This is a genomic window from Saliterribacillus persicus, from assembly GCF_003337485.1.
In the GTDB taxonomy this organism is placed as follows: Bacteria; Bacillota; Bacilli; order Bacillales; family Amphibacillaceae; genus Saliterribacillus; species Saliterribacillus persicus.
This window is the reverse complement of sequence record NZ_QPJJ01000008.1, coordinates 146,843-167,629: the sequence shown is the minus strand read 5'-3', so window position 1 is coordinate 167,629 and position 20,787 is coordinate 146,843. Positions and strand designations below refer to the sequence as shown.

Here is a 20,787-nt window from a genome sequence, read left to right as displayed (position 1 = left end):
CCAATGTGAAAAATCCCAAAAAGTAAAAGCACTAAACATAAAGAAAGTAGGGATTATTAATGGGTATACAAGATGAAGTAAAGAAAAGAAAAACCTTTGCGATTATTTCTCACCCTGATGCAGGTAAAACAACCATGACGGAGAAACTATTATTATTTGGAAACTTAATTCGTTCAGCAGGTACCGTAAAAGGTAAAAAATCAGGAAAATTTGCTACATCAGATTGGATGGAAATTGAAAAACAGCGTGGTATTTCTGTTACGTCTAGTGTAATGAATTTTGAATATATGGGTCACAAAGTAAATATTTTAGATACACCGGGTCACGAGGATTTCAGTGAAGATACTTATCGTACACTTACTGCAGTAGACAGTGTTGTCATGATTATTGATGCAACAAAAGGGATTGAGGCGCAAACCATTAAATTATTTAAAGTTTGTAAAATGCGTGGCATTCCTATTTTTACCTTTATTAATAAGCTAGACCGTGAAGGTCGTGAGCCACTTGATTTGTTAGACCAAATTGAAGAGGTTCTTGAGATTGAAACATATCCAATGAATTATCCTGTGGGTATGGGAAAAAGATTTTTGGGAATTTATGACCGTTATCACAAGCAATTTGTAAAATATAATGGCAATGAAGATGAGTCTTATATTCCGTTTGATGAATTAGATAATGGAGACTATACTTCCTTGACAGAAAATCCTACCTATCAAGAAAGCATGGGCGAAATTGAGCTATTGAATGAAGCGGGAGACCAATTTTCAATCGATCGTGTTTTAGAAGGTGAACAAACACCAGTTTTCTTTGGTAGTGCGTTAGCTCCTTTTGGGGTGCAAACATTTTTTGATACGTTTGTGGAGATGGCACCAACTCCAGTTCCAAGAAGAACGACTGAAGAGGTGGTTCAACCAGATAATCCGGATTTTTCAGGATTTATTTTCAAAATCCAAGCAAATATGAATCCTCAGCACCGAGACCGCATTGCTTTCTTACGAGTTTGCTCGGGAAAGTTTGAGCGGGGTATGAATGTTCAGTTAGCGAGAACTGGAAAAACAATAAAGCTTTCACAAACGCAGCAATTCGTAGCATCTTCACGGGACACAGTGGAAGAAGCATTTGCCGGAGATATAATTGGGATTTACGATCCGGGATCTTACCGAATAGGTGATACATTAGTAGAAGGAAAACAGCTATTTGAATATGATGAATTACCACAATTCCCGCCAGAGATGTTCCAACGAGTAACGGCGAAAAATGTGATGAAAGCGAAGCAATTTAGAAAAGGAATTGAGCAATTGGTTCAAGAAGGCGCGATTCAATTGTTCCGAGGATATCCTACTGACTCTATGATTATTGGAGCGGTTGGTCAACTACAGTATGAAGTTTTTCAATATCGAATGAAAAATGAATATAATGTGGAAGTAATGCTTGAGTCAATTGGGGAAAGAATTCCACGCTGGTTAAAAAAAGATCAAGTAGATCCTCGTGTCTTCGATGAACGCAATATGTTGGTAAAAGACCGTGAAGATGAATTTTTAGTACTATTTAAAAATGATTTTGCATTAAGATGGTTTATTGATAAATACCCAGATGTAGAACTCATTGACTTATATGAAGTAAATCAATACGATCAAACAAACTATTAATAAAGGAAAAAGCAGAGGTTGATAGATAAATTATCTTCCTCTGCTTTTTTGTTATTACAAATATAAAATTGAATCTTGGGTATTAACTAAACATCCTAGTATAAGCTCAATCATGCTGCATTTTATTTAATCAGTTACTTCTATTTCTTGTTTTGGCATGGTATGTTGCGCTAATGCTGTTACGTGGGATTGCAGGATGTAAGTGCCGGTTGCATCAAAGCTTACTTCTACTTTATAAACACCTTCCCCGATGTGTTCTGCCATGATCATCTCGCTATCACCTTTTTTACCTTCTAACCAATATTCAAATTCAACTTCATCTGCATCTTCTACAGCTTCGCCGTTATGTAAGACGGTTACTTTCGCTTCAATTGTTTCCATTACTTCAGCTTTTTCTGGAAGGTCTAATGTAGCTTCAATAGGTTGTGCGTCCATTTCCATATCTTCATGATTACTATCTTCTGTGTCACTATCGTTGCTACAGGATGCAAGAAGAAGTAAGCTAAATAACATAAGTACAATTGCTAATTTTTTCATAATCAAAGTCCTTTCTATTTCATCTAAAGCTATTCCTTTATTATAATGAAACACAATAGCGGTGATGTAAATGAATTGTGACGTTTTTATAACATTTTTGTTTAATAAGTTGTAAAATAAAATAAACGAATATTTGTTCGTATTTTTTAAACGAATTGTGTATAATAGATATATTAGGAAATTGGAGGTAATGTTAGTGGAAAACCATACATTTGATCTTAGGTCTCCATATAAGCCTGAAGGAGATCAACCTAAAGCAATTAAAGAATTAGTAAACGGTGTTAATGCTGGGAAACGAAACCAGACATTACTAGGAGCAACAGGGACAGGAAAGACATTTACTGTTTCGAATGTGGTTACAGAAGTAAATAAACCCACCTTAGTGATTGCACATAACAAGACCTTAGCTGGCCAATTATATAGTGAGTTCAAAGAGTTTTTCCCAAACAATGCTGTCGAGTATTTCGTAAGCTATTATGATTATTATCAACCAGAAGCGTATGTCCCTTCAACAGATACATTTATTGAAAAAGATGCAAGTGTCAATGATGAGATTGATAAACTACGTCACTCAGCTACCTCATCCTTATTTGAACGTAATGATGTTTTAATAGTGGCGAGTGTATCTTGTATTTATGGGTTAGGTTCACCAGAGGAATATCGGAGTCAAGTCCTTTCTTTAAGGGTTGGAATGGAAAAAGATCGGGACGAGCTTCTACGAGGTTTAGTTGGAATCCAATATGCTAGAAATGATATAGATTTTCAGCGTGGTACATTCCGCGTACGTGGTGATTCTGTTGAAATTATACCAGCCTCACGAGAAGAGCACTGCGTTCGAATAGAATTTTTTGGTGATGAGATTGATCGAATAAGAGAAGTAGATGCTTTAACAGGAGAAATAATAGGAGATCGTGAACACATTGCCATTTTCCCTGCTTCTCACTTCGTAACCGGAGAAGAAAAATTAAAGGTTGCGATGAAAAACATTGAAAAAGAATTACAAGAAAGACTAAAAGAATTGCGGGAAAATGATCAGTTACTAGAGGCGCAACGATTAGAGCAACGAACAAATTATGATTTAGAAATGATGGAGGAGATGGGCTTTTGTTCTGGGATAGAAAATTATTCTAGACACTTAACACTTAGAGAGCCTGGCTCCACACCTTATACTTTAATTGATTATTTTCCGGATGATTTTTTAATCGTGGTGGATGAATCCCATGTTACTTTACCACAAATAAGGGGAATGTATAACGGTGACCAAGCAAGAAAGCAAGTTCTAGTAGATCATGGATTTCGTTTGCCTTCAGCAATGGACAACCGTCCGTTAACATTTAAGGAGTTTGAAGAGAAAGCGAATCAAATGCTATTTATATCAGCGACACCAGGCCCATATGAACTCGAACATACTCCGCAAATGACGGAGCAAATTATAAGGCCTACTGGCTTATTAGATCCAGTCGTTGATATTCGACCAATTGAAGGTCAAATAGATGATTTAATTGGAGAAATAAATAAGCGGACCGAGAAAAATGAGCGAGTGTTAATTACCACGTTAACGAAAAAAATGTCAGAGGATTTAACTGATTATTTAAAAGAGCTTGGCTTGAAGGTTGCTTATTTACATTCGGAAATTAAAACATTAGAACGAATTGAAGTTATAAGAGATCTTCGAATAGGGAAATATGATGTGTTAATTGGGATTAACCTTTTAAGAGAAGGATTAGATATTCCAGAGGTTTCCCTTGTCACTATTCTTGATGCCGATAAAGAAGGGTTTTTACGGTCAGAACGTGCGCTTATTCAAACAATGGGACGTGCTGCTCGTAACGAAAACGGTCAAGTAATTATGTATGCCGATAGAATTACAGACTCCATGCAACGAGCGATTGATGAAACGTACCGTAGACGTGAAAAGCAGCAGGCGTATAATGAAAAGCACGGCGTAACGCCGAAAACCATTATTAAAGAAGTGCGAGATGTTATTCGCGCAACAGTCGCTACAGATGAAGATGGTAAAGATGCGAAGGAAACACCAAAATTATCGAAGCTTTCTAAGAAAGAAAAACAGAAGGTAATTGAGAAGATGGAAAAAGAGATGAAACAGGCTGCAAGGGAACTAGATTTCGAAAAAGCAGCAGAATTGCGTGATTTAGTTTTAGAATTAAAAGCAGAAGGGTGACCATTTATGGCGAGAAAATCAATAAGTATTCAAGGTGCGAGAGCACATAATTTAAAAAATATTAATGTAGATATACCCAAAGACAAGCTTGTAGTTTTGACGGGACTATCTGGTTCAGGAAAATCATCTTTAGCCTTTGATACCATTTATGCAGAAGGGCAACGTCGTTATGTGGAGTCCTTGTCTGCATATGCTAGGCAGTTTTTAGGGCAAATGGACAAGCCAGATGTAGATGCGATTGAAGGACTTTCTCCAGCGATTTCGATTGATCAAAAAACAACAAGTAGAAATCCTCGATCTACAGTAGCTACAGTGACAGAGATTTACGATTATATGCGTCTTTTATTTGCCCGTATTGGCCATCCCATTTGTCCAAAGCATGGCATAGAGATTACATCTCAAACAACCCAACAGATGGTAGATCGCATTTTAGAATATCCAGAACGAACAAAGTTGCAAATCCTATCTCCTGTCATTAGCGGAAGAAAAGGAATGCATGAGAAAACACTAGAAAACTTAAAACAAGAAGGTTTCGTCAGGATTCGTGTCGATGGAGAGATGCGTGAAGTAACGGATGAATTTGAATTAGATAAAAACAAAAAACACTCGATTGAAGTAGTGGTAGATCGTCTAATTGTAAAGAGTGGAATTGACACGCGGTTATCAGATTCCTTACAGACTGCTCTTCGTTTAGGGGATGGGAATGTTGTTGTGGATGTGATAGGAGAAGAAGAATTATTATTCAGTGAAAATCACGCATGTCCGGTATGTGGCTTTTCAATCAGTGACCTTGAACCAAGATTATTCTCCTTTAACAGTCCTTATGGAGCATGTAATCGTTGTGATGGTTTGGGTACACAGCTTGAAGTTGACTTAGATTTAGTTATACCTAATCGAGATCTTAGTTTAAAACAAGGTGCTATTGTAGCCTGGGAACCAACCAGCTCTCAATATTATCCACAACTTTTAAAAAGTGTTTGTAAGCATTACGGAATAAACATGAAAACACCAGTAAAAGATTTACCAAAAGATCAGCTTGATAAAATTTTACATGGAAGCGGAAAAGAGAAAATTTTCTTTAAATATGAAAATGATTATGGTATGACAAGAGAAAATGACATCTATTTTGAGGGTGTATTAAAAAATATTTCAAGACGTTTTAAAGAAACGTCTTCTGATTATATCCGAGAGCAAATGGAAAAATATATGGCACGAAAAGATTGTCCCAAGTGCGATGGTTACAGACTAAAAGATGAAGCCTTAGCTGTTAAAATAAATGAGAGGCATATTGGGGAAATAACCGCTTATTCGGTTACAGAAGCGAATAATTTTTTTACGACGCTAGAATTATCTGAAAAAGATAGACAAATAGCTAGTATGATTATAAAAGAATTGGATGACAGACTAACCTTTTTAACTAATGTTGGCTTGGATTATTTGACACTGTCACGTGCGGCTGGAACCTTATCAGGCGGGGAAGCACAACGTATACGATTAGCTACGCAAATAGGTTCAGCTTTAACTGGAGTTCTATATGTCCTCGATGAACCATCTATTGGGCTACACCAGCGTGATAATGATCGTTTAATTGCTACATTAGAGAGAATGCGTGATTTAGGAAACACGTTAATCGTCGTTGAACATGATGAAGACACGATGCTAGCAGCTGATTATTTAATAGATATTGGTCCAGGTGCAGGAGAACACGGTGGTGAAATAGTTGCGAGTGGTACACCAAAGCAAGTCATGAAAAGCACGAAGTCCTTAACAGGGCAATATTTATCGGGGAAAAAATTTATTCCGTTACCTGCTGAAAGAAGAAAAGAGAAAAAACGTTTTGTCGAAGTAATAGGAGCAGAAGAAAATAACCTGAAGAATGTTGATGTGAAGATTCCTGTAGGTATTTTTACTGCTATAACAGGTGTTTCAGGGTCAGGAAAAAGCTCGCTCATTAATGAGATCTTACACAAGAGTTTAGCCATGCAATTAAATCGAGCAAAACAAAAGCCTGGGAAACACAAAAAGATAAAAGGGATAAATCATTTAGAAAAAGTAATTGATATCGATCAATCACCGATTGGTAGAACTCCTCGTTCTAATCCAGCGACTTATACAGGTGTATTTGATGATATTCGTGATGTCTATGCGCAAACAAATGAAGCAAAAGTAAGAGGCTATAAAAAGGGACGTTTTAGTTTTAATGTTAAAGGTGGAAGATGTGAAGCGTGTCGTGGTGATGGAATTATTAAAATAGAAATGCACTTCTTACCAGATGTTTATGTCCCATGTGAGGTATGTGAAGGTAAAAGATACAACCGTGAAACACTTGAAGTGAAATATAAAGGGAAGAATATTGCAGATGTACTAGAGATGACAATAGAAGAGGGAACAGAATTTTTTGCTAATATTCCTAAGATTAAGCGGAAATTAGACACCATTTTTGACGTTGGTTTAGGTTATGTTCGACTTGGTCAACCTGCAACTACGCTTTCTGGTGGAGAAGCACAGCGTGTTAAACTTGCTAGTGAACTACATCGTCGTTCTAACGGTAAATCATTATATATTTTAGATGAACCGACAACCGGGCTTCATGTAGATGATATATCTCGACTATTAGAAGTTATTCAACGATTAGTAGAAAATGGTGATACGGTCATTATCATTGAGCACAACTTAGATGTAATAAAAGCAGCAGACTACATTATAGATCTGGGTCCAGAAGGTGGCGATAAGGGTGGATCTATTGTCGCAACTGGTACACCGGAGGAAGTAGCGGAAGTAAGAGAGTCATATACAGGTCAATATTTAAAACCTGTTCTAGAGCGAGATCGGTCCAGAATGGATGACAAATTATCCAAACGTTTGACAAAAGCTTGATGTTTTGACGTGTTATAGCTTTTTCGGTATCGTTAAGAAGAGATTAAAAAGTTAACGAGGATATAATGAGTATTATCATCTTTTAGTATTGCGATATGGAAGCTTGATGAAGGAGAGGGACTATGGAACCAATTCAGATTGAAAAGTTGCAAAATGAAATTGATCAGTTTGCGAACAAAAATATTTACGTTCACCTCGAAACTACTAATGGTGCTTATGCAAGTCATTTCGATAATAATGCCTATAATGTGGGAGCATTTATTCGAAATGCAAAAGTAAGTTTTGATCATGGAAAAGTAGTTGGAGCTGGCACAAAATACCGTGTAGGTTTAAAGCTCGACATTGGATGGATTTACGCAGAAGGTGTTAATCAATATGAGAAAAATGAAAATGGACAGCTTTTAATGGCTGGACATGATCGTGAGGGACGTCTAATGGTTGCCCTTCAATTAAGTGAAAGTCCTTTTCAATATTAATCAATACGGAGGTTTTTAATTTATGGAAAAGCATGTCGTTGTCATTTACCCGCATCCAGATGATGAAGCATTTGGTGCTGCTGGTACCATTCGCACCTTCCGTAATGAAGGGGTACCAGTAACTTATTTATGTGGAACATTAGGAGAAATGGGTAGAAATATGGGAAATCCTACTTTTGCAAATCGTGAAACGCTACCAGAAATTCGAAAAAAAGAATTAATCGATGCCTGCAAGGTGTTAGATATTGATTTGCAAATGCTCGGATATCGTGATAAAACATTAGAATTTGAAGATAGAAAAGAAGTTGCCACACACTTATATGGCATTCTAAAAGAATTACAACCATCATTAGTTATTACTCATTATCCAGGTCATGCCGTTCACCCAGACCACGATGCTTTTGGTGCAGCGGCTATAGAAGCAGTCCGCATGTTTGACGAAGCGGAAAGACCAACTGTTTGGGCACAGGCTATTAGCTTAGATCATGTTGAAAAATTAGGGGAACCTGATGTGAAAAATGATGTTACTGGTGTGTTTAAAAAGAAATTAGAAACAATAATGGCACATAAATCACAAGCAGATGGCATGCTTGCAAAAATGAAGCAGGAAAAAGTGGATATCGAAGAGTCGGCAAAAGCTAGATTAGGATCTGAACAATTTTATACATGGGACTATAATGCCTAGTATTTTCAAACTGTCACGAACTATATAGTTACGTTTAATCGTCTTTGAAAAAGGTAATAGTATTAAAGAGATAAACATAAATATATAGAAGGTGGAGGAGAATACGATGAATAACAAGTTATATCGTTCAGAAACAAATCGTATGTTAGCAGGGGTATTAGGTGGAATTGCAGAATTAACGAATTTAGATGCCACTATTTTACGTTTAATCTTTGTTGTTTTACTTATTTTCTCATTAGGCTTGCCTCTAACTATTGCCTATATTGCTGCTGCTCTAATAATTCCTAACAGAGGAGAACAGGTATAATGCGCTGGATTTTATCTTTAATATTTAATGCGTTAGCACTTTTATTAATTGCAGAGTTATTTGATGGATTTCAGATTGATGGATTTTGGATAGCCTTATTAGCGAGTGTAATTTTGGCTGTACTAAATGTCATTGTAAAACCAATCCTAGTGTTATTAACGTTACCTATTACAATTGTAACGTTAGGGTTATTCTTGTTTGTCATTAATGCATTGACATTAATGTTAACACAAGTACTTTTAGGCGACAGTTTTGTCATAGACGGATTTTTAACAGCATTATTAGCAGCAATCTTGCTGTCTATTATTAATTTAATTATTAACAAAATAATTAAAGATTAAGCACAGGCTTTTGCCTGTGTTTTTCATTTATTTAGAATTAACTTTTTTAATTGATGGATTGAAACATTTCACTTATCGAAGTAGATTTACAATGGAATTGTCATGAGAATAGTTAAGAAATAACGATTTCTTAAATTACTCCTTTAATTCTTAATATAAGTTGAAAATAAAACGAAAGATAATATATGCTAGTCCCCTAAAAAAGTGCTACAATAGTATCCATACATCATTAATTTGATTATTGCTTGAGGAGGCCAAAGAATGGCAAAAGTACGCACACAGGATTTAACAAATCAGTTTCATATGGAATTGATTGCAGGAAAAGACGGATTACATCGTGAAATATTTATGAGTGAAATTTCAAGACCCGGAATTGAATTGACAGGGTATTTTAAATATTATCCGAAAGATCGCTTGCAATTACTAGGAAAAACAGAATTGTCTTATTATTATGACTTATCCCCTGACCAACGTAAAAATCGCGCAGAGCGACTTTGTACAGACATCACACCAGGAATAGTGATTACTCGCGATATGGATGTGCCGGAAGAATTAATTGAATCTTGTAATGCATCTGGTGTTCCACTTTTACGTTCGCCATATAAAACTACGCGTGTTATTAGTCGCCTAACGAATTTTCTTGAAGCGAAATTCGCTCCATTTACAGCAGTGCACGGCGTTCTAGTAGATATCTATGGTATTGGTGTCTTAATCACAGGTCAAAGTGGTGTTGGTAAGAGTGAGACTGCTTTAGAGCTAGTAAAAAGAGGACATCGTTTAGTAGCCGATGATAGTGTTGAAATTCGTCAAGAAGACTATGATCGTCTCATTGGTTCTTCCCCACCATTAATTGAGCATTTATTAGAAATACGAGGACTCGGTATTATAAATGTCATGACACTATTTGGTGCAGGCTCTGTTCGTTCTCATAAAAGGATTGCGCTTACGATTAATTTAGAGACCTGGGATCAAAAGAAGCAATACGATCGTTTAGGACTAGAAGAAGAAGTGATGAAAATTATTGATGTAAATATACCTAAGATTACACTACCTGTTCGTCCAGGTCGAAATTTAGCCGTAATTATTGAAGTTGCAGCAATGAACTTCAGGTTAAAACGTATGGGTGTAAATGCTGCAGAAGAATTTTCAAGAAGGTTAACCACGATGATTAAAAGTGGGGAGCCTGATTTAGAATCTGAATTTGACGTTGATGGAGATTGATAACGGGAGGGATTTAATTTGTCATGTAGTGCACCGGCACTGGACCCAGTATTCTTTGAATTGGGTCCATTGTCGATTTATTGGTATGGAGTCATCATTGCAACGGGTGCTTTTTTAGGGTTGTTATTAGCAACAAGGGAAGCAGATCGTTTGGGATTGAAAAAAGATTATATTGTAGATTTAGTAGTAATAGCTATTCCAGCTGCCATTATATCCGCTCGAATATATTACGTCATATTTGAATGGGAAAGATATGCTGGAGGTGTCTGGTGGGATGCGTTCGCAATTTGGGAAGGTGGTATTGCCATTCATGGTGCTTTAATTGGCTCCGTCATAACTGCTGTCATTTATACACGCTATAAAAAGCTGTCTTTTTTTCAAATTGCAGATATTATGGCGCCGAGCTTGTTATTAGGACAGGCCATTGGTCGATGGGGTAATTTCATGAACCAAGAGGCACACGGTGGTCCGGTGTCGGAGCAGGCCTATCAAAATTTTATGCAATACTTACCTAACTTTATTACTAATCAAATGTGTATTGATGGTGTGATGTATCACCCAACTTTTCTATATGAATCAATATGGAATATAATTGGTGTAATTTTACTAATCGTTTTAAGAAAATATCCGTTAAGAAGAGGCGAGCTTTTCTTAAGTTATGTTATCTGGTATTCATTTGGCCGCTACTTTATTGAAGGCATGCGTACCGACAGCTTATATATCGTCGGAAATCTTAGAACAGCACAAGTAATATCCATCGTCTTGATCGTTTTAAGTCTTGCACTTATCTGGTATCGCAGGAAAAAAGGACTTTCAGATAAAACGTATCAAGGTAAAAAAGTGAAAAAGAAAGGCTAGAAATGAAAGGAGCAGCAAGATGCAAATTGAAACAATTTTATTTGATTTAGACGGCACGCTAATTGATACCAATGAATTGATCATTGCTTCTTTTACACATACATTAGAGCAATTTAGTGATAAGAGCTATACAAGAGAAGAAATTATGGATTTTATTGGTCCTCCGTTAGTAGATAGCTTAAAGAAAATTGATCCAAACCGGATAGAAGAAATGATGGAAGCTTATCGTGTTCATAATTATGCGAATCATGAAAAGTATGTGAAGGCATACCCTACTGTCGTGGATACTATGATAGCTTTGAAAGAAGCAGGTTTTAAGTTGGGAATTGTTACTACAAAGTTAAATCATGCTGCTCAGCTTGGACTAGAACTATCTGGAATGAAGAATATTTTTGATAGTTTAATTGGTTTGGATGATGTTACACACGCCAAACCACATCCAGAGCCAATATTAACGGCTATGGGAGAGCTAAAGGCTAATCCGATGACGACCTTAATGGTCGGGGATAACTATCATGATATTGAAGCGGGACACAATGCAGGAGTTAAAACTGCAGGGGTTGCATGGACGATAAAAGGAAGAGAAGTATTAGAGGCGCATGATCCAGATTTTATGTTGGAAGAAATGAGTGACCTATTGCAAATAGTTGGAGTGAAGTAAACCAATGCGAAACACAGACCGTTACCATATAAAAGAAGCAAATTCATTATGGGAATTGTATAAGACTGTTCCTTTTTTGAAGGTTTTTAAAAATTTTATTATTATTCAACTCGCACGCTATACGCCATTTTTACCAGTTAAAAATTGGTTGTATCGCACATTTTTAAGAATAAAAGTTGGAGATAAAACAGCTTTTGCGTTAATGGTAATGGTTGATATTATGTTTCCAGAAAAAATTACGGTTGGGAAAAATACTGTAATTGGATATAACACCACGATACTCGCTCATGAATATTTAATAAAAGAATACCGCCTAGGCGAAGTGATTATTGGCGATGAAGTAATGATTGGTGCTAACACTACCGTTTTACCAGGAGTGGTGATTGGAAATCAGGCAATCATTGCTGCTGGCACTGTAGTGCATAAGGATGTGCCAGCGGGTTACTTTGTTGGCGGAAATCCAATGCAAGTCATCTACACAAAAGAAGAAATGCAGGCTCGAATCGCACAGGACCCATTTTTTAAAACAGATAACCAATTATAATCGTAATTAATATAATTTAAATAGAGAAACAATGGGATGTGATAATGTGGGGGGATTTTCAAACAAAGCTCGTACAGGATTGTACGAGTCAATTTCTAAAAAAACGTTTGATGTGTGTATTATAGGTGCAGGAATTAAAGGAGCAGCGATTGCGCTTGATGCTGCAAGCAGGGGGTTTGAAACCTTACTATTAGAAGAGGCTGACTTTACGCAACTACACAGTGCCGAGGTCGCAATTAGTATGCATAGTCAACCATTATCGAAAAGAATGATTGCTAGGGAAAAGCAATGGTTAACTAAATGGTATCCACATGTTATTGCCGAAAGAAAGATGCCATTTATAGAGGAAACAAACGAAAACAAACCAGTTGAGCTCCTTCACAATGTGAATAAATCTATTCAAACCCTTGCACAAATGGGGAAGAAAAAGCCCATAAATAAGGAAAGATGGAAGCTTAAGTCAGATTGGACAGTTGACGTTGCTAGATTAACGATCGACTTATTAAAAGATGCCAGAAATTATTATGCAAAATTTATGAATTATGCGAAGGTAAGTGAATATCTATATGAGCCAAAAAAGAAGCTTTACCATATATATGTAGAGGATCAAATTGATGGTGAAAATTATCACTTAAAATCCTATATGGTGATTGATACTACTTCATCAAGTGAAAATATGAAGAGATTGGAAGAAGGAAGAGAATCTGATTTTGGTTACTTTGTAAGAGGAGAATTTAAACTTCCGGACGAAATAAAACTATCACCTGCTGTTATTCATTCAAACAATGATATCTATCAATTACATTTATTTGAAAGAAAAGCAGTATTCACAGCAATCATCAATAATAAGGCGGGAACATACAATCAAAGCAATGTGAAATTAACTCTTTCTCAATTACTAGCTACTTTAAATGAAAATTTAACAATAAGTGAGTCTGATATTACAATAAATAGCGTTGAAAAGTATTCAAAGGAATTAAAACGTCTAACACCTTCTTATTTTCGATTGCATGAGCAATTGATTTTAGTGCCATCCCAACATTATATGTATTACCGTGACACTGCAAAAGCAGTTGTTGATAAAATGGTACATTATTTTAAAAAAGAAAAAGGAATCCTTTACAGCTCTTCTATAGTATTCAAAATATTAGGTACTCATGAACACGGTTCAAGCTTTAAAAAGCATGAACATAAAAATATTTCCTACAACAATCGGTATGAACGATTATATGGAAATAAAGATTTAAATTGGCTCAAATCATTTTCAGCATCTTTAGAAAATGAAGCGAACACATGGGAATCCTTAAAAAAAGAAATAGAGTATGCAATGGAAGAAGAAGGGATCTATACTGCTGTGGATTTTTTGGTTTCAAGAACAGGTCTTGTTTATACAAATCCAGATTTAGTAACTGCACATGAAAAGAAAATTATTAATCTCATGGCACGATTCTTTGGGTGGAGTCCTGATGAACTAGCTTATTATAAGCGTGACTTAAAGGAATACTTAAAATAATATTTTAAAGAATCATGAAGAAAAAGAAATGGTCTCTATCGATCATTTCTTTTTTTCTTAAAAAAGAAGTTGCTTTTTCCAACCAATCTAGATACTATGTAGTTTGTATGTGAATATATGAAGATCGACTTATCTTATATTTGATAAGTTAGTGAGGGGGAAAGCGGATGACAGTAACCAAAAATTTGGAAGTGGATAATAATATCATACCGTTTATTCCTGAAAGTGATTTTTATTTTTCTAGAGGCGTTATTGCTTATCGGAAAAGAAAGTTTGATTTAGCTTTAAAATGGATAAAAAAAGCTGCTGAAAAAACTCCAAGTAATCCGTTATTTCAGTGTCAATTATCTATTGTTTATACAGAAGTAGGCTCCTACCATGATGCAAATCAGATTTTAACAAGAGTACTTTCAGAACAAGGTGAATCCTATATGGATTGTTATTATCTCATTGCAAATAATTATGCACATCTTGGACTTTTACAGGATGCAAAAAAATATGCGAATATTTATTTAGAAAAAGCTCCAAATGGAGATTTTATTGAAGAAGCAAATGAGCTTATAGAGCTACTTGAAATTGGTATAGAAGAAGAGAAAGAAGATGGCGATGATGATTGGATATTAGAAGAGGAAGACGAAATTTTAATTTATCAAGAAACAGCTTTTTCACACATTGAAAGGAAAGAGTGGGAACAAGCAATATTAGTATTAGAAGAGATGCTGACGTTGTATCCATCTTATCAAGCTGCGAATCACGAGTATCATTATGCTTTGTTTTTTTCTGGTAAAGAAAAAGAAGCTATTAAACATGAGGAAGAGCTTTTAGAAGAATCACCAGCTTCTTTAAGTGGATATATGAATTTGGCGATCTTCTACAAGCATTCTAACCAATTCACTAAATTTGGCGAAATGCTGCAGATCCTCGATAATATTTATCCGATACATGAACAGCAAAAGCTTCGTTTAGCCACGACATTTGCACATATCGGTCAATATGAAACATCTTACCAGCGATTCCGCTCATTAAATCGCAGTATTTTAAAAGGGCATGCGATGTATTTCTATTGGTATAGCATGGCTAGTTTTAAATTGCAAAAATTTGAAAAAGCGGAAGAATTATGGCAAGCTGGATGTTATCAGCATAAATGGCTGGAAAAAAAGAAGCGACCTTGGCTTGATGAAGAGATAATTCATTAAAACACAGTTACAAGCTGTGTTTTTTCTGTGCAAAGGATTGCTGAAATAATTCAAGCTTATTCTATTGGAAATTAGAATAAAGTACCCATGTTTATTATAATTTGAAGATAAGTTCTTATTCATTGATTATTACGGGAAAATAATGATACTTTTTAATAAAAATAGATACACTAAGATATGAGCAAAAAAGTAGACCAAAAGCAAGCAAAAATAGATAATGAGGATAGAGTTTATGGAGGAAAGGATGAATGACCGTGTCAGAAGATCGTATTTATGACGTAATTATTGCAGGAGCAGGACCAGCAGGTTTAACAGCTGCGGTATACACTTCCCGTGCTAATTTAGATACATTGATGCTTGAAAGAGGAATTCCTGGAGGACAAATGGCTAATACAGAGGATGTCGAAAATTATCCAGGTTATGAGCATATTTTAGGACCAGACTTATCTACTAAAATGTTTGATCACTCCAAGAAATTTGGCGCACAGTACGCTTACGGAGACATTAAAGAAGTAATTGACGGAAAAGAATACAAAACAATAATTGCTGGAAAAAAAGAATATAAAACGAGAGCACTTATTATTACAACAGGTGCCCAATATAAGAAACTAGGTGTTCCAGGTGAGGAAGAATTAAGTGGACGCGGTGTTTCTTATTGTGCGGTATGTGATGGTGCTTTCTTTAAAGAGAAAGAATTGGTTGTTGTAGGTGGAGGAGACTCTGCAGTAGAAGAAGGCGTGTATTTAACGCGTTTTGCTAAAAAAGTAACGATTGTTCACCGCAGAGATGAACTTCGTGCACAAAAAATATTACAAGATCGTGCTTTTAAAAATGAGAAAATAGATTTTATATGGGATACTATTGTAAAAACTATTAATGATAAAGATGGAAAAGTTGGTAGCGTAACTTTATATGATAAAAATAGCGGTCAAGAGTATGATAAAGAAATTGATGGTACCTTTATCTATATCGGTATGGTTCCGTTAAGTGCACCATTCAAATCGCTCGGAATTACAGATGAAGAAGGTTATATCCCAACAAATGAGAACATGGAAACGAAAATTCCTGGGATTTTTGCTGCAGGTGATATTCGTGACAAGGAGCTTCGTCAAATCGTTACTGCAACAGGTGATGGAAGTATTGCAGCTCAAGCAGCTCAAGGGTTTGTTGAGAACTTAGCAGAAGAATTAGACGCTGTCAAATAGTCTTGTCATCTGATGGAAATGAAAAGTAACCATTTCTTAACCTGGCTGTAACACGGACGAAACAATTATGGGGTACACTATAAATAACTAATTGACCCCCTTTTTTATAGATATAGTTTTTCGGCACAGGTAATTTAACCTGTGCCATTTTTTTATTTTCTTGGTTAACCCTCTTCTATTGTTTCCCCCAATTCACTCGGTGTATAATATAGATATGAAATGAGATCGTGGATCTAAAGGGGAGATAATCATGGCTAATGAAAAAAAAGAAACACGTTTAGTAATTATTACTGGGATGAGTGGCGCTGGGAAAACGGTGGCTGTTCAGAGCTTTGAAGACCTAGGATACTATTGTGTAGATAATTTACCACCAGCTTTATTACCAAAGTTTTTGGAGCTAATGAAAGATTCCAGTAACAATATACAAAAAGTTGCTTTAGTAATGGATTTAAGAGGTAGAGAGTTTTTTGATGCCTTATTTGAAGCTCTTGATAAGTTGGCACATGAAGACTGGTTACAGGAGCATGTTCTCTTTTTAGATGCAAAAGACAGTGTTTTAGTGACGAGATATAAAGAAACACGCCGTTCTCACCCTTTAGCACCTGATGGATTACCGTTAGACGGAATTCATTTAGAAAGAAGTATGTTGGACGAATTGCGCGGACGTGCACAAAACATTTTAGATACAACAGATTTAAAACCAAAAGAATTAAGAGAAAAAATTGTGAAACGATATAGTGAAGAGGATCAAGAGATATTTTCTGTGCATGCATTATCCTTTGGATTTAAGTATGGTATACCAATTGATGCGGATTTAGTATTTGATGTTCGGTTTTTACCAAACCCACATTATGTGGCACATATGCAGCCATTAACAGGTTTAAATCAAGAAGTTTCTAATTATGTTTTTAAATGGTCTGACACCCAAATGTTTTTAGAAAAAACCATTGATTTACTACAATTTATGCTTCCACAGTATAAGCGAGAAGGTAAAAGTCAGCTGGTAATTGCTATTGGTTGTACAGGTGGTCAGCACCGCTCAGTTGCAATATCAGAGTATTTAGCAAAATATTTTCAAACAAGCTATGTCACACATGTAAGTCATCGAGATATCGACAAGAGAAAGGGACATTAACATGATAGAAGAAGAGCACCCGAAAGTCGTCGTTTTAGGTGGTGGAACAGGAATGCCTGTGCTGCTAAGAGGGTTAAAGGATTATCCTATTGATTTATCCGCAATTGTAACCGTAGCGGATGATGGTGGAAGCTCTGGACGTCTACGGACGGAAATGGCGATTCCTGCCCCAGGCGATATTAGAAATGTTATTACGGCTATGTCTGAGGCTGAGCCGATGTTAATGGACCTTTTTCAACATCGATTTACCAAAGGAAATGAACTTACTGGTCATTCCATGGGGAATTTGCTTTTAGCCGCCATGACATCTGTAACAGGCGACTTTTATAATGGAATCAAAGAAATTTCACGTGTACTAAATGTAAAAGGTAGTATTTTTCCGATCGCTAACCAAAATATGTTTTTACATGCAGAATTAGAAAGTGGCAACATAGTTTCTGGAGAATCTAATATCCCTTTATCAGGAGAAAAAATTAAGCGAGTATTTTTAGAGCCTAATCCGGTCTTACCTCTTCCAGAGGCAGTAGATGCTATAAAGAATGCAGACCTGGTTGTCATAGCTCCAGGGAGTCTTTATACCAGTACACTCCCTAATTTAATTGTACCGCAAATTGGGGAAGCATTGAGATCAACCAAATCTAAGGTTGTATATGTTTGTAACGTGATGACTCAAAAAGGTGAAACAAGTCATTATACTGCTACCGATCATGTCCAAGCTATTATGGATCATATCGGGCAGGGCTGTATTCAATCTGTTATTGTACATAGCGAGACAATAAATCGCGATGTAAGAGAGGTTTATGCTGAAGAACAGGCAGAACCTGTTGTATATGATTTGGAGCGTTTGAAAAAGTTAGATATTGATATAATTGAAGCTGATATCATAGAACAGCGTGGTCAGGCGATTCGGCATAATACAGAAAAAATTGCCACTTTATTAATGTCGCTACTGTAACAACTTATAGGGGAGGTGAGAAAGTGTCATTTGCTTCAGAGATAAAAAAAGAATTAACGAATATAAAAAACGACGAGTGTTGTATTAAAGCAGAATTAGCAGCGCTGATTCGAATGAATGGTGCAGTCTCACTTTCACGTCAAAAATATGTATTGGATGTTCAAACTGAAAATGCAGCAATTGCAAGACGAATTTATACATTGATCAAGTCGCAATATGCCTACCCAGTTGAACTTTTAGTACGAAAAAAGATGAAATTAAAGAAAAATAATGTATATATTGTACGAATGAATGAAGGCGTAAAACATCTACTTTCTGAACTGGAAATTTTAAAAGAACCATTTACACTAATTCGTACTATCTCAGAAAACTATACGAAAAAGGTTTGTTGCAGACGGGCGTATTTACGGGGGGCCTTCTTAGCGGGTGGCTCTGTAAATAATCCAGAAACGTCCTCGTATCATTTGGAGATATATAACTTCTATGAGGAACATAATGACGCTTTGTTAGAATTAATGGATAGCTTTGGTCTTCATGCAAGAGCATTAGAACGAAAAAAGGGTTATATCGCTTATATCAAGGAAGCGGAAAAGATCACAGAGTTTTTAAACAATATCGGTGCCCATCAAGCGTTATTTAAATTTGAAGATGTACGAATTGTAAGAGATATGAGAAATTCCGTTAATCGACTTGTTAATTGTGAAACCGCGAATTTAAATAAAACAATTGGTGCAGCTTTTAGACAGGTTGAAAATATTCGCTTTATAAGAGATTCAGTAGGTTTAGAAACCTTACCTGATAAGCTTAGAGAAATAGCTGAATTAAGATTAGAACATCAAGATATTTCTTTAAAGGAAATAGGAGAAATGGTATCAACAGGCAATATCAGTAAATCAGGGATTAATCATCGACTTAAAAAGATTGATCAATTTGCAGATCAGTTAAGGCGAGGAGATTTACCTGTTAAAAATTAAAATATAGCCATCATGAAGTCCTTTTAGCATAAGGACTTCCTGTTTAACGTATAATGATAACGCTTACTTATATTAGGGAGGAATGAAAATGGTAGAAAAGACAGTAGTGATTGGTTTACATCCTGGTCTTCAAGCAAGGCCAGCTGCAGAATTTGTGCAGCGTGCAAATAGTTATGCTTCAGAATTATTTATCGAAAAAGGAAATAAAAGAGTGAATGCAAAAAGTATAATGGGTTTAATGAGCTTAGCAATAACGAATGGAGACGAAATAACACTACTTGTGGACGGCTCTGATGAAGATGTGGCATTAAAGGAATTAACAACCTACGTGGAAAATAAATAATAGTATATAAAGAAAAACTCCTGCCTAATGTTAATATAGACAGGAGCTTTTTGATATAAATATTATTGAGGTTTCTTCGCCATTACTTTGTCGATGATACCATATTCTTTTGCTTTTTCAGCTGACATAAAGTTGTCACGGTCTGTATCTTTTTCAATCACTTCGATCGGTTGACCAGTTCTATCAGCTAATATTTCGTTTAATTTCTTACGCATCTCAATAATGCGATTCGCATGAATTTGGATATCTGTTGCTTGACCTTGTGTTCCACCAAGTGGTTGGTGAATCATCACTTCACTGTTAGGTAATGCGAATCTTTTACCAGGCTCACCAGCTGTAAGTAAGAATGCTCCCATTGATGCTGCCATACCAATACAGATAGTAGATACATTTGGCTTAATAAATTGCATCGTATCGTAAATAGCCATCCCCGCTGTAATTGAACCGCCTGGGGAATTGATGTATAAAGAAATATCTTTTTCAGGATCTTCTGCTGCTAAAAATAGTAACTGCGCAACAATGCTGTTTGCAACATTATCATCGATACCACTGCCTAGCATGATAATTCTATCCTTTAAAAGACGAGAGTAAATATCATAGGCACGTTCCCCACGATTGGTTTGTTCAATAACTGTAGGTATTAAATTCATTTCATTTTCCTCCTTATATAGCTCTAATGTTATCTTATCGTTTTAAGCTTTCTATGTATAGCTTAACGAATTGGTCAATAAAGGTCAAACAATTTGATCTTTATATTGATGAAATTCTCTCTTTACAGGGTTCCCTTTCTTTTCCTACTGTAAACGATATTAATGGGAATTTAAAATAATAACTAATAGATAAAGAATTAATTGAAAATGAAGGCTTAATCAGCTATAATGAGTCTTGTCGTTTATAGAATCATGCGCCCGTAGCTCAGGGGATAGAGCATTGGTTTCCGGTACCAAGAGTCGGGGGTTCAAATCCCTCCGGGCGCGTATATATTTTTGTGTGTTTGATTAATGAGATTACGCATGAAGGTTTTGTAATAGAAGATTTCATGAAATTATCATTGACTGAACATGACTAGATGACTTTACATCCTCAAAAACATAGTAACTTTCCTCTAAAATGACTTCGATGAATAAA

At 35.9% G+C, this 20,787-nt stretch carries 20 protein-coding genes and 1 tRNA gene; 19 read left to right on the top strand and 2 right to left on the bottom strand.

Translation table 11 applies throughout. The features are described from left to right. The first annotated feature begins 59 nt into the window (after nt 1-59). The gene (locus DFR57_RS11045; RefSeq protein ID WP_114353219.1) at nt 60-1,649 is read left to right on the top strand and encodes a peptide chain release factor 3; all 1,590 of its coding nucleotides are present in this window, start codon (nt 60-62) and stop codon (nt 1,647-1,649) included. Between the two features lie 126 nt (nt 1,650-1,775). Here the strand turns inward: DFR57_RS11045 and DFR57_RS11040 are convergent, their stop codons facing one another. Beyond that, a complete protein-coding gene (locus DFR57_RS11040; protein ID WP_114353218.1) occupies nt 1,776-2,186 on the bottom strand; it encodes a FixH family protein in 411 nt (136 codons plus the stop codon). Nucleotides 2,187-2,382: 196 nt separating this feature from the next. Between DFR57_RS11040 and uvrB the strand changes: the two genes are divergently transcribed. The 17 genes from uvrB to DFR57_RS10955 all read left to right on the top strand — a co-directional run bounded on the left by uvrB (nt 2,383) and on the right by DFR57_RS10955 (nt 19,659). After that, nucleotides 2,383-4,368: an excinuclease ABC subunit UvrB gene (gene uvrB, locus DFR57_RS11035; RefSeq protein WP_245937445.1), complete on the top strand. Its 1,986-nt coding sequence runs from the start codon at nt 2,383-2,385 to the stop codon at nt 4,366-4,368. A gap of 6 nt (nt 4,369-4,374) precedes the next feature. After that, nucleotides 4,375-7,245: an excinuclease ABC subunit UvrA gene (gene uvrA, locus DFR57_RS11030; RefSeq protein WP_114353216.1), complete on the top strand. Its 2,871-nt coding sequence runs from the start codon at nt 4,375-4,377 to the stop codon at nt 7,243-7,245. A 122-nt stretch (nt 7,246-7,367) separates the two neighbouring features. After that, entirely contained in the window at nt 7,368-7,721 is a 354-nt protein-coding gene (locus DFR57_RS11025; RefSeq protein WP_114353215.1) for a YojF family protein, read from the top strand. Nucleotides 7,722-7,743: 22 nt separating this feature from the next. Continuing rightward, nucleotides 7,744-8,406, top strand: coding sequence for a bacillithiol biosynthesis deacetylase BshB2 (gene bshB2, locus DFR57_RS11020; RefSeq protein WP_114353214.1), 663 nt, complete (start codon nt 7,744-7,746; stop codon nt 8,404-8,406). 106 nt (nt 8,407-8,512) lie between these two features. Then, the gene (locus tag DFR57_RS11015) at nt 8,513-8,713 is read left to right on the top strand and encodes a PspC domain-containing protein (RefSeq protein ID WP_114353213.1); all 201 of its coding nucleotides are present in this window, start codon (nt 8,513-8,515) and stop codon (nt 8,711-8,713) included. Beyond that, a complete protein-coding gene (locus tag DFR57_RS11010) occupies nt 8,713-9,054 on the top strand; it encodes a phage holin family protein (RefSeq protein ID WP_114353212.1) in 342 nt (113 codons plus the stop codon). The genes DFR57_RS11015 and DFR57_RS11010 overlap by 1 nt, the downstream gene beginning before the upstream one ends. A 261-nt stretch (nt 9,055-9,315) precedes the next feature. Beyond that, the gene (gene hprK, locus DFR57_RS11005) at nt 9,316-10,275 is read left to right on the top strand and encodes an HPr(Ser) kinase/phosphatase (RefSeq protein ID WP_114353211.1); all 960 of its coding nucleotides are present in this window, start codon (nt 9,316-9,318) and stop codon (nt 10,273-10,275) included. A gap of 18 nt (nt 10,276-10,293) precedes the next feature. Then, complete coding sequence (gene lgt / locus DFR57_RS11000) at nt 10,294-11,133, top strand: prolipoprotein diacylglyceryl transferase (protein ID WP_114353210.1); 840 nt, start codon at nt 10,294-10,296, stop codon at nt 11,131-11,133. Nucleotides 11,134-11,152: 19 nt separating this feature from the next. Further along, nucleotides 11,153-11,794: a pyrophosphatase PpaX gene (ppaX, locus tag DFR57_RS10995; RefSeq protein ID WP_114353209.1), complete on the top strand. Its 642-nt coding sequence runs from the start codon at nt 11,153-11,155 to the stop codon at nt 11,792-11,794. Between the two features lie 4 nt (nt 11,795-11,798). After that, the gene (locus DFR57_RS10990) at nt 11,799-12,338 is read left to right on the top strand and encodes an acyltransferase (RefSeq protein WP_114353208.1); all 540 of its coding nucleotides are present in this window, start codon (nt 11,799-11,801) and stop codon (nt 12,336-12,338) included. A 46-nt stretch (nt 12,339-12,384) separates the two neighbouring features. Then, on the top strand, nt 12,385-13,851 hold the full coding sequence (locus DFR57_RS10985; protein WP_170132968.1) for an FAD-dependent oxidoreductase: 1,467 nt from the start codon (nt 12,385-12,387) through the stop codon (nt 13,849-13,851). Nucleotides 13,852-14,018: 167 nt separating this feature from the next. After that, a complete protein-coding gene (locus DFR57_RS10980; protein ID WP_114353206.1) occupies nt 14,019-15,047 on the top strand; it encodes a tetratricopeptide repeat protein in 1,029 nt (342 codons plus the stop codon). Between the two features lie 248 nt (nt 15,048-15,295). Further along, nucleotides 15,296-16,252, top strand: coding sequence for a thioredoxin-disulfide reductase (trxB, locus tag DFR57_RS10975; protein ID WP_114353205.1), 957 nt, complete (start codon nt 15,296-15,298; stop codon nt 16,250-16,252). 250 nt (nt 16,253-16,502) lie between these two features. Then, nucleotides 16,503-17,387, top strand: coding sequence for an RNase adapter RapZ (rapZ, locus tag DFR57_RS10970; protein WP_114353204.1), 885 nt, complete (start codon nt 16,503-16,505; stop codon nt 17,385-17,387). Between the two features lies 1 nt (nt 17,388). Further along, complete coding sequence (locus DFR57_RS10965) at nt 17,389-18,342, top strand: gluconeogenesis factor YvcK family protein (RefSeq protein ID WP_114353203.1); 954 nt, start codon at nt 17,389-17,391, stop codon at nt 18,340-18,342. A gap of 23 nt (nt 18,343-18,365) precedes the next feature. Further along, nucleotides 18,366-19,316, top strand: a complete 951-nt coding sequence (gene whiA / locus DFR57_RS10960) for a DNA-binding protein WhiA (protein WP_114353202.1) — start codon at nt 18,366-18,368, stop codon at nt 19,314-19,316. A gap of 88 nt (nt 19,317-19,404) precedes the next feature. Further along, a complete protein-coding gene (locus DFR57_RS10955) occupies nt 19,405-19,659 on the top strand; it encodes an HPr family phosphocarrier protein (RefSeq protein WP_114353201.1) in 255 nt (84 codons plus the stop codon). Nucleotides 19,660-19,721: 62 nt separating this feature from the next. Here DFR57_RS10955 and clpP read toward each other — a convergent pair whose 3' ends face one another. Next, nucleotides 19,722-20,342, bottom strand: a complete 621-nt coding sequence (gene clpP, locus DFR57_RS10950; protein ID WP_281270489.1) for an ATP-dependent Clp endopeptidase proteolytic subunit ClpP — start codon at nt 20,340-20,342, stop codon at nt 19,722-19,724. 221 nt (nt 20,343-20,563) lie between these two features. Here clpP and DFR57_RS10945 point away from each other — a divergent pair. Then, nucleotides 20,564-20,636 (top strand) — tRNA-Arg (locus DFR57_RS10945). Nucleotides 20,637-20,787 lie beyond the last annotated feature (151 nt).